Source organism: Rhizobium sp. ZPR4, assembly GCF_040215725.1.
Taxonomy (GTDB): Bacteria; Pseudomonadota; Alphaproteobacteria; order Rhizobiales; family Rhizobiaceae; genus Rhizobium; species Rhizobium rhizogenes_D.
The window spans coordinates 1,422,798-1,436,718 of record NZ_CP157967.1 but is presented as its reverse complement, the minus strand read 5'-3'; the positions used below and the strand labels follow the sequence as shown (position 1 = coordinate 1,436,718).

Genomic DNA, 13,921 nt, shown 5'->3' with positions numbered 1-13,921 from the left:
GAGGCCATGAAAAAAAGACAATCCGCAAATAGTCCCCAGCCTGCTTGTCATCCACCCTCGCCCAAATAACGATCTTGCAGTCAGTTCAAAAGCCTTCTTATAAATATGATTATTTTACTCATGTATTATTGACGATTACGAGCTTGGCCTTTAAACACTCACGCATCGGTTGCGACCAAGAGGAAGAGAGGCGGATCTCGTATGTATCCATGCAGTGATATCAATGGCATAAGACGTCAAACCTCGACTATGGCCACGGCTACATCGGCTTTCGCTCTTGCTTTGTCGCTATCGGGAAATGCCTTCGCTCAGGACGGCGCGGCGGGTAGCGAGAACGCGACGCGTTTGGAGCCGATCATCGTCGAGGGCGCGGAGTCCGAGCAAAGCGACGACAGGACCGTAACGGCAAAGCGCAGCCGCGGCGCGACCAAGATCAGCACGCCGTTGATCGAGACGCCCCGCTCCGTCTCGGTCATCACCAAGAAGGAATTGGAAGAGCGGGCGGCCAGCAACGTCGTGGAAGCCGTGCGCTATATCGCCGGCGTGACCACCGCCTCGACCGGTTTCGATCCGCGTTACGATGTCATCATGCTGCGTGGCCAGGTGCTGTCGCTGAATGGCGATTATCGCGACGGCCTGCGCCAATACTATGTCAACTACGGCAACTTCCCGACCGAGCCCTATTCGTTGGAGCGCGTCGAAGTCGTCAAGGGACCGGTTTCGGTACTCTATGGCTCCGGTTCGCCGGGCGGGATCATCAACAAGGTTTCGAAAGAGCCGCTCGAACAACCGTTTCATGAAGTCGGCATCCTCTGGGGAACGAAGGATCGCGCGCAGGCGACCTTCGATTTCAGCGGTCCGGTCAAGCAGGACGACGATCATCTCTTCTATCGGCTGACGGGCCTTGCGCGTGTTGGCGATACCAATTTCGACATTGCCGACGATCGTTACATGCTGCAGCCCTCGTTGCGCTGGAATCCGGATGCGGCAACCTCCCTCACCCTTTACGGATTGCTGCAGGCAGACGAGAGCGATGGAAGCCCCGGCGCAGTCATAGCGCCGGATGGCCGTGTCCTCGACATTCGTGCCAGCGATCCGAATTACGACCATCAGAAGGTGCGCCAGCAGCAGGTCGGCTACCGCTTCGAACACGAGTTCGACAATGGCCTGACCTTCCGTCAGCACACTCGCTACTCACACATGGATCTGCATACGCGCTATCTCAGCGTCGCCAGCTGGACCGGCACCATCGCCCATCGCAGTGCGACTGCCCTGCGCGATGACGCCCATATCTTCCAGGTCGACAATCAGCTCGAAGCGAAATTCGACACCGGCCCGCTCGCCCATACCATGCTGTTCGGGCTCGACTATACCTACCTGACATCATCCTTCGGCTACGGCCTGGATTGGGTTACCAACCCCGCCTACGATCTCGATATCAGCAATCCGCGATACGGCGTATCGGGACCGACGCCCGACTATAATTTCTCGTTGCTGGACAAGGACATCAGCCAGACCGGCATCTACGCGCTCGATCAGATCGAACTCGACAGGTGGCGCTTCACGCTTGGCGCCCGCCAAACCTGGGTCAAGCAGACGCTCGACACCACCTACCCGACCGCCGGCACGAGCGACCATCAATCGGAGACCAATAGCGCAACATCCGTCCAGGCCGGCGCACTTTATCTGTTCGACAACGGCATCGCGCCCTTTGCCAACTATGCCACCTCCTTCGATCCGGTAACAATGCGTTCGGCTTCCGGACGAGTGCTGGAACCGACCAAAGGCGAGCAGTTCGAGGCAGGCGTGAAATATCAGCCGCCGGGGACGAATATTCTTCTTTCGGCGACCGCCTATCATCTGGTCGAAAGGAACAAACCGCAATTGGTCAATCCGCTGCTGCTCGCCTACCAGTCGCTCGGCGAAGTGACGACCAAGGGGCTAGAGCTGGAAGCACGCACGGCCTTCGATTCCGGGCTCGACCTGATCGCCACCTATACGCTGAGCCGTTCAGAGATCACCGAGGGCGAGAATGCCGGCAGGGAAGTCGCGGCAAGGCCCCGCCATGTGGCATCATTATGGGCTAACTATACCTTTGCGGAAGACTCCGTTGCTGCGGGGCTGAGTGTCGGAGCAGGCCTACGCTACAACGGCAGGAGCTATACCGACAATGCGAATACCGCCGAAAACAGCTCGACTTTCTATGTCGATGCCGGAATGAGCTACGATTTCGGCGCTGCGAACAAGGACTATGCCGGCCTGATTGCGGCGGTGAACGTACGGAATATCGCGAACCATCGCGACGCAATGTGCGAAAGCGGCTTCTGCTACCTGGGACAGGGCCGCAACGTCACCGCCTCGCTCAAATATCGCTGGTAGCCACTTCAAGAACACCGCTGCTCAAAGGCGTTCAGGCCCATGGCTTATGCGCCTTTGAGCAGCCTAAAGCGCGTCGTTGTCGCAATCGCTACGCACTTTTGCGCGACATGCCTTAACCCCAAAACCATGACTTGTTGACCTCGGTACGCGCTTCGGTGCGCGTCATGCCGATATCGCGAAGCTGATCGTCGGTCAGTTCTCGGAGGGTCCATCTTGTCTCGCGCTTTTCGAGATAGGCCAGAAATCTCGCCAGCACGCTTCGCAAAAATTGCCGCGTTGGCCGACCCCTGCCCGCACCGGCTGCTGCCGGCATCGGCCTATCGATATCGGTGGTCATTTTCCTGCTCCTTGGGGCTCATATCAACATGGCCTGAGGATGCACTGGCGTAAGCAATGAATGAAGCTTATGGTATTTATACAATCCATAAGGAATTCTTCTGTTGCTCAATCTGGATCAGCTGGCCGCCTTTGTGAGCGTCGTCGATCTCGGCGGCTTTACGGCCGCTGCCGATAAGGTCGGGCTGACGCAGCCTGCCGTCAGCCTGCAGGTGAAACTGCTGGAGCAGCGCCTCGGTGTGAAACTGATCGAGCGCGTCGGACGACGGGCGCAGCCCTCCCCGGCCGGACTTGACCTGCTACCGCATGCACGGCGCATCATCGAAGCCTGCTCCATGGCGGAGGAGGCAATGACGCCCTTTCGCGAGGGATGGGTCGGCCGCGTGCGGATCGGCAGCGGCGGCACGGCCTCGATCCATCTGTTGCCGCGTGCCATCGCCATGGCGAAGAAGCGCATGCCCGATCTCGAGATCATCGTCCGTGTCGGCAATATCGACGAGATCCTGCGCGATCTCGAATCCAATGCACTGGATCTCGCAGTGGTCGCCCTGCCCGCCGCCGGCCGCTCGCTCGAGGTCGAACCGTTCCATGAGGATGAGCTTTTGGCCGTCGCCCCCAGAGGAAGCGTGATGCCGGATGGTGGGCCTGATGTGGAATTCATGAATGACCGAACGCTATTACTCTATGAAGGCGGCAATACGCGTCGGGCCACGAACGAATGGTTCGAGGCGGAAGGCGTCCGTCCAGAACCGGCCATGGAGTTCGGCAGCGTCGAGGCCATCAAGGAGCTGGTCGCCGCCGGTCTCGGATGGTCCATCCTTCCGGACATGGCGCTGAGGCGCGACAAGTCCGATCTCCTCGTTACCTCGCCGCTCAGGCCAAGGCTCGTTCGACAGCTCGGCATGGTGTTGCGCCGGGACAAGCATCTTACGAAAGGTCTTCGCGAAATCATGAAATCCCTTCGCGAAGTTCAAGTGTCGGACCACACGGTATAGCGTAAGTGGAGCATTCTGGTCGGCGGCCTTTCGCTTACGGACTAAAGAGTAGTGTCCATAGCTGCTTGCTCCAAGAGCAGGTCATTGGCCTCGGGCACGATAGACCGTGATTCGGTCTCGGGATGTTGAAGAGACGGGTCTCGTAACTGGGTGGGCCGAAGTTCGCCTCAAAAAGCCACGCCACAGGCCGAGAACGGTCATTCCGAGCTCCTCTGTTGCCAAAATTTGAATTGAACCTATATAGAACCTATCGACCATTGCTTGTGACGTCGCCGAAGAGCCATCAGACTCTCGCCGGATTTCCTCTCAAATAATCGACCTAATTCCGCAAGGTATCGCGGGAGCAACAACGGTTACTTCGAAAGGAAATCGTTATGAACACTGGTACTGTAAAGTGGTTTAACTCCACCAAAGGCTTCGGCTTCATTCAGCCTGATGATGGTAGCACGGACGTCTTTGTCCATATTTCAGCAGTAGAGCGCGCCGGCATGCGGTCGCTGAGCGATGGTCAGAAGATCACTTATGACATCGTGCAGGATCGTAGATCTGGTAAGAGCTCGGCTGACAATCTTCGGGCCGCATAAATTTGTCACGGCTCTGCGCGACCACGGATGTACTGGCGCGCGGAAGCTATGACCGAGGAAGGTCGGGATACGTCCCGGCCTTTTGCTTTTCATTCAAACGGAGAACGACATGGCCCATGGTCGTTACCGGCCGGGCGACAGTATCGTCCTGAAGCCTGGAATTTTCGGAAGCATCCAACCCGCCGGCAGCGTGGTGTCTGTGATGCCGCTCTCACAGGGCGTTGTTCACTACCGCGTCCGCTTCCAGAACGAGAATTTCGAGCGGAGCATCCGTCAGGATGATATCGACGTTGAGGCCTCCCCATCGTCGCTTTCGCCAGCGCAAGCCGAGATACCGCAGATATCGAAATCAAACTGGATCAACTCGAATTTGATCCGTACCAAGAAATAAATACAGCGCGAGCTGAGAAGGAGACACTTTGCAGGTTCTGGTCAGAGACAACAACATTGAACAGGCGCTCCGCGTCCTGAAGAAGAAGTTGCAGCGCGAAGGCGTTTTCCGGGAAATGAAAGCCCGCAGCGCCTATGAAAAGCCATCCGAAAAGCGTGCCCGCGAAAAGGGCGAAGCGGTCCGCCGCGCCCGTAAGCTTGCCCGTAAGCAGGCTCAGCGCGAAGGCCTGTTGCCGGCGCCAAAGAGGAAAGTCATGACATCAGGTCGTGGACGTCCGCCGTCTCTTACAAAAACGCCCGCTGATAACGGAGAAGCATGACAAAGTCGAAAGACAATCTCTTCAAGCCCGAAAAGCCCTCTGCACAGGCCAAGTCCGAGCAGACGACGTCGATTGCCAAAGGTATCGTGGCCGATGAAGCATCTGCTCGGCAAAAAAAGACAGACAGGCTTCGCGCGCTTCGTTTGGCGCAAGAGGCGGAGCTAGCACCGGCGCCGAAAGCAAAAAAGAAAAGCAAGAAGGAATAGAGACCGCCCGAGTGCGGCTCCGTTTCCTTCGATCGACTTGCGGCCGTACCCCTTGCGGATCGACAGCGCCATTGCAGGTCTGCTGTGGAGGACAGCCGCAAGAAATATGTTCGTTCTCCTGTGCAGAGTAGCTACGCACGAATATTCCGGCGGGCTCCCGCCTCGGGGGTTACAAGAGTGGTTATCTACGGGAATTGGTTCTCGGGGACGAGCTTCTGCGTTGTCGCCGAGAGCGCTGGACAACCCCAGACGGTAAGACGGTGATGGCGCCGATCCGGCCGTCTATCTAAGCCGCTTTCGGCGCTCGATCTCCTCTTCGGACGGATTTCCCCCAACGAAGGAACCGGTCTTCACCGGGCCATCCGGCTTATAAGTCGCAAAGATGACCCCGGTCGGGGAAGAGTGGGTGCGCAGCAGTTTCATGGCCGCAGGAACTGCCCCGCCGGCGAACAGCTTTTTGCCGCCGCCCAGCACGACCGGAAAGATCATTAGCTTGAATTCGTCGATCAGTCCGTGGCGCAACAGGGTCTGGATGAGATCGCCACTTCCCTGGATAAGGAGATCTGGCCCCTCTTCCGCCTTCAATTCCTTGATCCCTGCCACGACATCTTTGCCGAGAGACTGGCTTTTGTTCCATTTCAGATCGGCATCGCCGCGCGTCGCAACATATTTGGTGACGCAGTTAAATCTATCGGCAATCGGATCGTCACCCTCGACGTAGGGCCAGAAGGCAGCGAAAATGTCATAGGTCTTGCGTCCAAGTAGCAGATCGAACGGCTTTTCGAACAGTTCGAAGAGCGCCTTGCCGGTTTCTTCGTCGGAGTAAGGAAATACCCAGCCACCATACTCAAAGCCGCCTGTGGGGTCCTCGTCCGGGCCGCCCGGTGCCTGCATGGCGCCGTCGAGGCTGATGAATGTTGCTGCTATTACTTTGCGCATGATGTCCTCCTTTTCTGGCATAGTGCCCGAAGGACGTCTCGTCGGTTTCGATCCCGACATATCATCGATTATTTTTTAAACACGCAATCTAACGTTCGCGTTGGACTTGTGACCGATTGACTCTTGAACGCCGCCACGGAATCGGCAAAATTCATCCTATCAATATTTTCCTTGAGATACGAACCCGTCTGCGGGCCCGCCTCATTTAATTATGCCTGGATAAAAGCGTGAGCAGCGATTCATCAAGAAGCGCGGCGAAGTCACTGGCTTCGCGTGCGCATGTCAATGCGGTCGGTTGGGGCCAAGGCCTGTCGACGATCGTCCGGATCACCCATATGACGCTGCGCCATCCCTGGCAGACCAGCTTTGCCATTGGAGCAACTTTTATAGCTGCAACGTTGCAGCTGACGATCCCGCGCTTGCTGGGCCGCGCCGTCGACCAGACACAGACGGCGGTTGCAGGTGGTGCCGCCGGGCAGATCGCCGAAAATGCCTTGATGACAACCGCTCTGCTTTTGCTCGTCGTCAGCATTTTGCGCGGCCTGTTCACCATGGTACAGAACTACTATAGCGAAGCCGTTGGCCATCATATGGGCTATGAGCTTCGGCTCGCCTGCTATGAGAAGATCCAGCAGCTCTCCTTCAGCTTCCACGACAAGGCCCATTCCGGCGATCTCATCACGGTCGGCCTGCTCGATCTTGAAGGCGTGCGCATGTATTTCTCCACGGCGCTGGTGCGCATGGTGCTGCTCACCATGCTGATCGGCGTCGGCGCCTATATGCTGCTGTCGACCGATGTCGCGCTTGGCCTGCTCGCCTTGAGCTTCGTACCCTTCGTCGCGTGGCGCTCTTCCGTCACTCAGCTGCGGTTGCGATCGACCTGGCTCGACCTGCAGGAGCGCCTCTCGGTGCTGACGCGCGTGATGGAGGAAAATCTCGGCGGCATCCGCGTCGTCCGCGCCTTCGCCGCGCAGGCGCACGAGCTCATGAAGTTCGACCGCGCCTCGCACAATGCGCTTTCCCTCGCTCATCGGCGCGTCGGTATCCGCGTCATCAATACCAGCGCGATGAACCTCTCCTTCTTCGTGTCGATGGGGCTCGTGCTCTGGCTCGGCGGCCTCAAGGTCATCAATGGCGAAATCAGCGTCGGCACGCTGGCCTCCTTCCTCACCTTCATGACCATCCTGCAGATGCCGGTGCGCCAACTCGGGTTGATGGTGAATGCCTTCGCCCGCGCATCGACCTGCGGTTCGCGCCTGTTTGAGCTTCTCGATCTCGACATTCCCATCAAGGATGCCCCGGACGCCAGGCCGCTCGTCGTGACCGAAGGCACGCTGCGGTTTGAGAATGTCGACTTCAGCTATCCGGGCTCGGAAATGCGGCCGGTGCTTAAGGATATCTGTTTCGAAGCAAAGCGCGGCGAGACGATCGGCATTGTCGGACCACCCGGCAGCGGCAAGTCCACCATCGCGCATCTCATTCCGCGCTTTTACGACGTCACGGCCGGGCGGATCACTCTCGACGGCCAAGATATCCGCAAGGCGACGCTGCAATCGCTGCGGCAGAATGTTGCGGTCGTGCAGCAGGATTCCTTCCTGTTCACGACGAGCATCGAGAACAATATCGCCTATGGCGACCCTTGGGCGAAGGAACCCCGTATCGAACGGGCCGCCGAGTCGGCGCAGCTGCACAATTACATTCTCGGTCTGCCGGCCGGCTATACCACAATCGTCGGCGAGCGCGGCGTGTCGCTATCCGGCGGCCAGCGTCAGCGCCTGACCATCGCCCGGACATTGATGCTGAAGCCTGCCGTGATGGTATTCGACGATTCCACAGCTGCGATCGACGCCGCGACGGAGCAGCGCATCCGCAGCGCTATGAAGCGTTTCGCTCGGGACCGCGTGACGCTGATCGTCGCCCACAGGCTGAGTTCGCTGATGCATGCCGACCAGATTCTCTTCATTGAAGATGGCGAGATCGTGGAGCGCGGCACCCATGAACAGCTCCTGGCCGCGGGCGGGCGGTACAAGGCGCTCTACGATCTACAGGTTCGGCCGGAGGACGATGTCATCAGGACATCTGGCGTCGGCACGCTCGAAAGGGCGAAAAGGGAGGTTTGACAATGTCGGAAATTACCGAAACCGAGCGCAACGATGTGCGCGAGGATGGTCGCCGCCCTCCCCGTGCAGTCGTCGGCTCGCACCGCGTCGAAGAAGAGATCTTCGGCAAGGTCTTCGACAGCAAGATCATTCGCCGCATCTGGGCTTTCGTCAGCCCCTATCGCCGGCAGATCTATATCTCGGTTGTCGCCGTCCTGCTCTTCACGGCCTCGCAGATCGTCATTCCGCTCGTCATCCGCCATGCGATCGACGGTGCCATGGCGCCTGGCGCCGTGGACTATTCGGCGCTCTGGCTGTCTCTGGGGATTTTCACGGCGGCAATTCTCGTCAATTACGGGGCGAGCTACGTGCAGGAAACCTATGTCGGCCAGGTGGCGGAAGAGGTTCTGTTCGATATCCGCCGGGCGATGTTTGCGCATCTGCAGCGCGTCTCGCTGTCTTTCATGGACAAAACCGAGGTCGGACGCCTGATGTCGCGCTTACAGGGCGACGTTAATTCCATGCAGGAATTCCTTGAAACCTCAGTGCTTTCCGTCGGTGACATCGCTTTGCTTTTCGGTATCGTCATCGTCATGCTGTCGCTCGATTTCCGGCTCGGCCTGCTGACGCTTTCCGTCATGCCGATCCTCTTCATCGTGCGGCTGTTCTGGCTCCCGAAGGCCCGCGTCGCCTTCATGAACGCGCATGAGACCAACTCCGTCACCAACGGCGCGCTGGCGGAAGCGATCCATGGTGTGCGTGCCGTCCAGGGCATGCATCGGCAGAGCGTGAACTTCTCGCTTTTCGACGACAAGGCCCATGCGAACCTTCAGACGCACCTGACGGCGGCGCGCTATGCCCAAGTCATGGTGCCGATCGTCGACACGCTGACCGGCATGGCCATGGCGATCGTCATCATCGTCGGTGGTTCGATGGTGCTGAACCACAGGCTCGATGTCGGCATCATGGTCGCCTTCCTGTTCTACATTCAGCGCTTCTTCGACCCGATCCGCTCACTCACCATGCAGTATTCGGTGATGCAGCGCGCCATGGCCTCCGGCCAGCGGTTGACCGAGGTGCTCGACGTTCCGGTCGACATCAAGGATGCACCCGACGCCATTGAGCTATCGCCTGATATGGACGGCTCGGTCGAGTTCCGCGACGTGGTCTTCGGCTACGATCCCAAGCATCCGGTGCTGAAGAATGTCAACTTCAGGGTCAATCCCGGCGAAACCGTAGCGTTGATCGGGCCGACAGGTTCGGGCAAGTCGAGCTCGATGGCACTCATCCATCGCTTCTACGACGTGCAGCAGGGCCAGGTACTGGTCGGCGGTCATGACGTGCGCTCCCTCACCCAGGATTCGCTCGGCCGCCAGATCGCCATGGTGCTGCAGGAGCCATTCCTGTTCACAGGCACGGTGCTGGAGAACATCCGCTACAACAAGACGGAAGCGACGCGCGAGGAGATCATCGAGGCGGCCAAGGCGGTCGGCGCGCATGAATTCATCATGCGTCTTCCGGATGGTTACGACTCGGTCCTTGGCGAGCGCGGCGGTGGTCTCTCGCTCGGCCAGCGCCAGCTCGTCAGCTTTGCCCGCGCCCTTGTCGCCGACGCCAAGATCCTCGTGCTCGACGAAGCGACGGCGAACATCGACAGCTATACCGAGATGCTGATCCAGAAGGCGCTGGTGAAGCTGCTGGAAGGCCGCACCGGCCTCGTCATCGCCCATCGTCTGGCGACCATCCGCGAGGCCGACCGTATCATCGTGCTGCAAAACGGCCAGCTGCTCGAAAGCGGCAACCACAATCAGCTGATGGCAAACGGCAAGCTTTACTCGAAACTCTATAACCTCAATTATGCGTCCTTCGACGATATTCCGGAGGAGGAAGTCTCCGCTTCGGTGCCTGCGGAGTCGCGGACTTAAGGCAATTCCCGGAAAAGTGCGCGGCGGTTTTCCGTCCGGAATTGGGTGAAAACAAAGAGATAGAGCGGTTCAGAGATTCCGTGAAGAGCTGAACTGCTCCAGACATGTCAGGCAAACTGTGGGGGCATAATCAACATGACCGACGGTATTCTGGTTCTCTACGGTTCCTACCGGTCGGATCGCGTCGGCATCCGTCTCGCGAATTATATCGTCAGCAGCCTGCAGCAGCGCGGAAACGACGTGGAGCTCATCGATGCGCAAGCGGTTGGACTGCCAATGCTCGATCGGATGTACAAGGAATACCCCAAAGGTTCTGCGCCACGGGCAATGGAGACGCTTGCCGCAAAAATCCGGGCTGCCGATGCCTTCGTTTTCGTCACGGGTGAATACAACTGGGGCATGCAACCTGGCCTGAAGAATCTGACTGATCATTACCTTGAGGAGTGGTTCTGGCGCCCGGCGGCGATTGTCAGCTATTCCGGCGGTCGCCTTTCCGGCGCACATGCGGCGCCCGCCTGGCATGGCACTCTTTCCGAGATGGGAATGGTCGTTATTTCTAGCACGCTTGCCGTCGCCAATATCTCGGCCGCATTAGACGTCGACAGCAAACCGACCGGGAGCGGAGGCGATGCCCTCGCGAGAGTTTTTCCCCGCTTTGCCGAGGATCTCGCCTGGTGGACCGAGGCAGCGAAACAGCAGCGCGCCCGCAAGGCACCTCCATACTGAGAGCCCGAGGCCTGTCTGTGAAAATAGCCCAGATATCCTGCCTTCCCACAACGGTCCTAGTGCAGAGATGTCTTTGTGATGAATAGCTAACTCACATAGATGATTTGCTCGGCCCCGAACCGATGCAATCGCCCCGATTCTCTCATGCCCACTCGCTCCAGCAGGCGGCGGGATGCGAAATTGGCAGACTGGGTTTCCGCTATCAACCGCTTGAGCTGCAGATCCTTCAAAGCATAATCAAGGACACGCCTTGCCGCTTCCGCTGCATAGCCATGACCCCACGCGCCTGGATGAAATTGATACGACAGTTCGCGATCCTGACCGTCCCTATGATGTGAAATTGAAATCAAACCAAGAGGTTGCCGTGAGCTCTTGGTTTCCGCCAGCCACACCATTTCCCCTTCCTCAAACGCGAAATAGCCAGAAATCACCGTTTCGTGTTGATCAATAGAAACAGGTCCCCCGAGAAAGCGGCGCACCTCCTCATGCGAAATCAACTTCCGTACGAATGCAATGTCAGCAAAGACGGGTGCACGCAGATGCAACCGCTCGGTCGTCAAGCCGCGACTTGTCGTCATAACGTCACCCCTTTTGCCTGAAGCCCAACCAGTCAAACAAACTGCAAACCAAAGCGACCATTTTGCGACAGACAGATAGTAACTTGCATTATGCTAGTTACTCATGCTATCTGCCTTGCCCATGCAGAGAACGAGCTTCAGCAGTTTCAAATGCCCCGCCGCCCGTGCGCTCGAAAGTGTCGGCGACTGGTGGAGTATCCTGATCCTGCGCGATGCGCTTCAAGGGTTGAGCCGGTTCGACGAGTTCCAGAAGAATCTCGGCGTTGCCCCGAATATCCTGACGCGGCGCCTCAAGCATCTGACCGATGAAGGCCTGTTCGAGCGTCGTCTCTACAATGAACGACCGCCACGCTACGAATATGTGCTGACTGAAAAAGGTCGGGATTTCTTCCCCGTGCTGATGGCGCTGTTTACCTGGGGCAACCAGCATTTGCCTGCAGAAGAGGTCGCGATGCGCCTTGTCGACGCCAATACCGGTGAAGATCGCGACCCGCTTCTCATCGACCGCGTCACCGGCCGCGCCTTTCACCCCGAAGACACGATCCTTGTGCCGGGGCCGGCGGCCGACGACACGGTTCATGAACGCATCGCCCAGATGAAAGCATGGTTTCTGGGCTTCGACGCCTGACCAAATAGGAGCAAGACATGGATCGTATCGTCATCACCGGCATGGGGCTGGTTTCGCCCTTGGGCGTGGGTGTCAATGCAAGCTGGAAGAGGCTTGTCGAGGGACGCTCTGGCCTGCGGCTGCTGCCTGAGGAAATGGTGGACGATCTCGCAGCCAAGGTCGGCGGCGTCGTTCCTGATATCGCCGAGGATGCAGAAGCCGGCTTCGATGTCGATCGCTACGTGCCGGTCAAAGACCAGAAGAAGATGGACCGCTTCATCCTTCTCGCCATGGCAGCGGCCGAGGAAGCGATCCTGCAGGCTGGCTGGCAACCGACTGACGTCAGCGCTCTGGAGCGGACGGCAACGATCATTGCCTCGGGCGTCGGCGGCTTTCCTGCCATCGCCGATGCCGTGCGCACGGCCGAGACAAAGGGCGTGCGGCGTCTGTCGCCCTTCACCATCCCCTCCTTCCTCGTCAATCTCGCCGCCGGACAGGTGAGCATCCGCTATGGATATAAGGGGCCGCTCGGTGCGCCGGTCACGGCCTGTGCCGCCAGCGTTCAGGCGATCGGCGACGCCGCGCGGCTGATCCGCTCAGGCGAGGCCGATGTCGCCATCTGCGGCGGCACGGAAGCCTGCATCGACAAGGTGAGCCTCGGCGGCTTTGCGGCGGCACGCGCGCTCTCGACCGGCTTCAGCAACCGGCCGGAAGAAGCCTCGCGCCCCTTCGACAGCGGCCGGGACGGTTTCGTCATGGGCGAAGGCGCCGGCATGCTTGTCATCGAGACCTTGGAGCATGCCCTTGCGCGTGGCGCCACGCCACTTGCCGAGCTTGTCGGCTATGGCACAGCCGCCGATGCCTATCATATGACCGCCGGGCCGGAAGACGGCGATGGTGCGCGCCGCGCCATGCTCGCTGCACTTTCCCAGGCTCGCATTTCGCCCGCCGAGGTCAAACACCTGAACGCGCATGCGACGTCGACACAAGTCGGCGACCGAGGCGAGATGGAAGCCATCAAGACCGTGTTCGGCCGCGATGGCGCGATTGCCGTCAGCGGCACGAAGGCTGCAACGGGCCATCTTCTGGGTGCTGCCGGCGGTATGGAAGCGATCTTCACCATCATGGCTCTGCGCGACCAGATCGCCCCGCCAACCCGCAATCTGCAGGAGGCTGACCCGGCTGCCGAGGGTATCGATATCGTCGGAGCGACCGCCCGGCCGATGGCCATGGAGTATGCGATCTCCAATGGCTTCGGTTTTGGCGGTGTCAATGCCAGCGCCCTCTTCCGCCGCTGGCAGTAATCGCTTCTGCTTACGATCAAAGCGCGCTAAGCTTTCTCCATTGGCTGGAGACGGATATGCGCGCTTTTTCTATCGCCGCTTTTCTCTGCTGCATCGCCTGTGCGCCGGTCGCTTACGCGGAAGATCCGGTTCAGACGGCACAAGGCCTTATCGAGCAACAGATAGAGGCCTTTCTGCACGATGACGCGGCGACCGCCTATTCCTTCGCCGCACCCGGCATCAAGACGCTTTTCCCAGACAAGGATAGCTTCTTCGCCATGGTGAAGAAGAGCTATCAACCGGTGTTTCATCCCGGCAACTATGCTTTCGGCAAGAGCCGCGCCATCGACAACGGCGCAGTCGTCTATCAGGAGGTGCTGATCACAGGCACCGATGACAAGGACTGGACGGCGATCTACCAGATCACCCGTCAACCCGACGGCAGCTACAAGATCAACGGCGTGCAGATCCTCTCCAAGGCGACGAGCGAGGGCATTTAGAGCATTTCCGCTTTTCTTCGAATCGCGAAAACGCCCTATCTTCTTGTTTCTTTG

15 protein-coding genes are annotated in these 13,921 nt (G+C 58.8%); 12 read left to right on the top strand and 3 right to left on the bottom strand.

Annotated elements, in window-relative coordinates; all coding sequences use genetic code 11:
- The first annotated feature begins 249 nt into the window (after positions 1-249).
- Entirely contained in the window at positions 250-2,379 is a 2,130-nt protein-coding gene (locus ABOK31_RS07075; protein WP_349958257.1) for a TonB-dependent siderophore receptor, read from the top strand.
- Between the two features lie 112 nt (positions 2,380-2,491).
- Here the strand turns inward: ABOK31_RS07075 and ABOK31_RS07070 are convergent, their stop codons facing one another.
- Positions 2,492-2,716 carry a DUF1127 domain-containing protein gene (locus ABOK31_RS07070; RefSeq protein ID WP_174174873.1) on the bottom strand — a complete coding sequence of 75 codons (225 nt, stop codon included), beginning with the start codon at positions 2,714-2,716 and terminating at the stop codon, positions 2,492-2,494.
- A gap of 100 nt (positions 2,717-2,816) precedes the next feature.
- Between ABOK31_RS07070 and ABOK31_RS07065 the strand changes: the two genes are divergently transcribed.
- The 5 genes from ABOK31_RS07065 (at position 2,817) to ABOK31_RS07045 (ending at position 5,210) form a co-directional block, all read left to right on the top strand.
- Positions 2,817-3,710, top strand: coding sequence for a LysR family transcriptional regulator (locus ABOK31_RS07065; RefSeq protein WP_174175039.1), 894 nt, complete (start codon positions 2,817-2,819; stop codon positions 3,708-3,710).
- Between the two features lie 374 nt (positions 3,711-4,084).
- Positions 4,085-4,294, top strand: coding sequence for a cold-shock protein (locus ABOK31_RS07060; protein WP_174174871.1), 210 nt, complete (start codon positions 4,085-4,087; stop codon positions 4,292-4,294).
- 109 nt (positions 4,295-4,403) lie between these two features.
- Entirely contained in the window at positions 4,404-4,685 is a 282-nt protein-coding gene (locus ABOK31_RS07055) for a cold-shock protein (RefSeq protein WP_174174869.1), read from the top strand.
- 28 nt (positions 4,686-4,713) lie between these two features.
- Positions 4,714-5,004 carry a 30S ribosomal protein S21 gene (rpsU, locus tag ABOK31_RS07050; RefSeq protein WP_174174867.1) on the top strand — a complete coding sequence of 97 codons (291 nt, stop codon included), beginning with the start codon at positions 4,714-4,716 and terminating at the stop codon, positions 5,002-5,004.
- A complete protein-coding gene (locus ABOK31_RS07045; protein WP_234910528.1) occupies positions 5,001-5,210 on the top strand; it encodes a hypothetical protein in 210 nt (69 codons plus the stop codon). Before rpsU ends, ABOK31_RS07045 begins: the two co-directional genes overlap by 4 nt.
- Positions 5,211-5,492: 282 nt before the next feature.
- On the opposite strand, the gene ABOK31_RS07040 is transcribed toward ABOK31_RS07045, so the two are convergent.
- Positions 5,493-6,149 carry a dihydrofolate reductase family protein gene (locus tag ABOK31_RS07040; RefSeq protein ID WP_349958256.1) on the bottom strand — a complete coding sequence of 219 codons (657 nt, stop codon included), beginning with the start codon at positions 6,147-6,149 and terminating at the stop codon, positions 5,493-5,495.
- Positions 6,150-6,376: 227 nt separating this feature from the next.
- Here ABOK31_RS07040 and ABOK31_RS07035 point away from each other — a divergent pair, with 227 nt between their 5' ends.
- From ABOK31_RS07035 to ABOK31_RS07025, 3 genes are all read left to right on the top strand, one after another.
- Positions 6,377-8,269, top strand: coding sequence for an ABC transporter transmembrane domain-containing protein (locus tag ABOK31_RS07035; RefSeq protein ID WP_174174863.1), 1,893 nt, complete (start codon positions 6,377-6,379; stop codon positions 8,267-8,269).
- A 2-nt stretch (positions 8,270-8,271) separates the two neighbouring features.
- The gene (locus ABOK31_RS07030; RefSeq protein ID WP_349958255.1) at positions 8,272-10,173 is read left to right on the top strand and encodes an ABC transporter ATP-binding protein; all 1,902 of its coding nucleotides are present in this window, start codon (positions 8,272-8,274) and stop codon (positions 10,171-10,173) included.
- Positions 10,174-10,308: 135 nt separating this feature from the next.
- Entirely contained in the window at positions 10,309-10,899 is a 591-nt protein-coding gene (locus ABOK31_RS07025; protein WP_349958254.1) for an NADPH-dependent FMN reductase, read from the top strand.
- A gap of 86 nt (positions 10,900-10,985) precedes the next feature.
- Here the strand turns inward: ABOK31_RS07025 and ABOK31_RS07020 are convergent, their stop codons facing one another.
- Complete coding sequence (locus ABOK31_RS07020; protein WP_349958253.1) at positions 10,986-11,477, bottom strand: GNAT family N-acetyltransferase; 492 nt, start codon at positions 11,475-11,477, stop codon at positions 10,986-10,988.
- A gap of 121 nt (positions 11,478-11,598) precedes the next feature.
- On the opposite strand from ABOK31_RS07020, the gene ABOK31_RS07015 reads away from it, so the two are divergent.
- Genes ABOK31_RS07015 through ABOK31_RS07005 form a run of 3 tightly spaced genes read left to right on the top strand, consistent with a single transcriptional unit; the run spans position 11,599 to position 13,867 of the window.
- Positions 11,599-12,105 (top strand): helix-turn-helix domain-containing protein, encoded by a 507-nt coding sequence (locus ABOK31_RS07015; protein ID WP_349958887.1) that lies wholly within the window; start codon positions 11,599-11,601, stop codon positions 12,103-12,105.
- A gap of 17 nt (positions 12,106-12,122) precedes the next feature.
- Complete coding sequence (gene fabF / locus ABOK31_RS07010; RefSeq protein ID WP_349958252.1) at positions 12,123-13,388, top strand: beta-ketoacyl-ACP synthase II; 1,266 nt, start codon at positions 12,123-12,125, stop codon at positions 13,386-13,388.
- A gap of 56 nt (positions 13,389-13,444) precedes the next feature.
- Positions 13,445-13,867 (top strand): DUF4864 domain-containing protein, encoded by a 423-nt coding sequence (locus ABOK31_RS07005; protein WP_349958251.1) that lies wholly within the window; start codon positions 13,445-13,447, stop codon positions 13,865-13,867.
- The last annotated feature ends 54 nt before the right edge of the window (positions 13,868-13,921 follow it).

Excerpts from the sequence above, each read along its gene's own strand:
- ABOK31_RS07075 (WP_349958257.1), top strand. The coding sequence starts at position 250 with ATGGCCACGGCTACATCGGCTTTCGCTCTTGCTTTGTCGCTATCGGGA.
- ABOK31_RS07070 (WP_174174873.1), bottom strand. The coding sequence starts at position 2,716 with ATGACCACCGATATCGATAGGCCGATGCCGGCAGCAGCCGGTGCGGGC.
- ABOK31_RS07060 (WP_174174871.1), top strand. The coding sequence starts at position 4,085 with ATGAACACTGGTACTGTAAAGTGGTTTAACTCCACCAAAGGCTTCGGC.
- ABOK31_RS07055 (WP_174174869.1), top strand. The coding sequence starts at position 4,404 with ATGGCCCATGGTCGTTACCGGCCGGGCGACAGTATCGTCCTGAAGCCT.
- ABOK31_RS07045 (WP_234910528.1), top strand. The coding sequence starts at position 5,001 with ATGACAAAGTCGAAAGACAATCTCTTCAAGCCCGAAAAGCCCTCTGCA.
- ABOK31_RS07040 (WP_349958256.1), bottom strand. The coding sequence starts at position 6,149 with ATGCGCAAAGTAATAGCAGCAACATTCATCAGCCTCGACGGCGCCATG.
- ABOK31_RS07030 (WP_349958255.1), top strand. The coding sequence starts at position 8,272 with ATGTCGGAAATTACCGAAACCGAGCGCAACGATGTGCGCGAGGATGGT.
- ABOK31_RS07025 (WP_349958254.1), top strand. The coding sequence starts at position 10,309 with ATGACCGACGGTATTCTGGTTCTCTACGGTTCCTACCGGTCGGATCGC.
- ABOK31_RS07020 (WP_349958253.1), bottom strand. The coding sequence starts at position 11,477 with ATGACGACAAGTCGCGGCTTGACGACCGAGCGGTTGCATCTGCGTGCA.
- ABOK31_RS07015 (WP_349958887.1), top strand. The coding sequence starts at position 11,599 with ATGCAGAGAACGAGCTTCAGCAGTTTCAAATGCCCCGCCGCCCGTGCG.
- fabF (WP_349958252.1), top strand. The coding sequence starts at position 12,123 with ATGGATCGTATCGTCATCACCGGCATGGGGCTGGTTTCGCCCTTGGGC.
- ABOK31_RS07005 (WP_349958251.1), top strand. The coding sequence starts at position 13,445 with ATGCGCGCTTTTTCTATCGCCGCTTTTCTCTGCTGCATCGCCTGTGCG.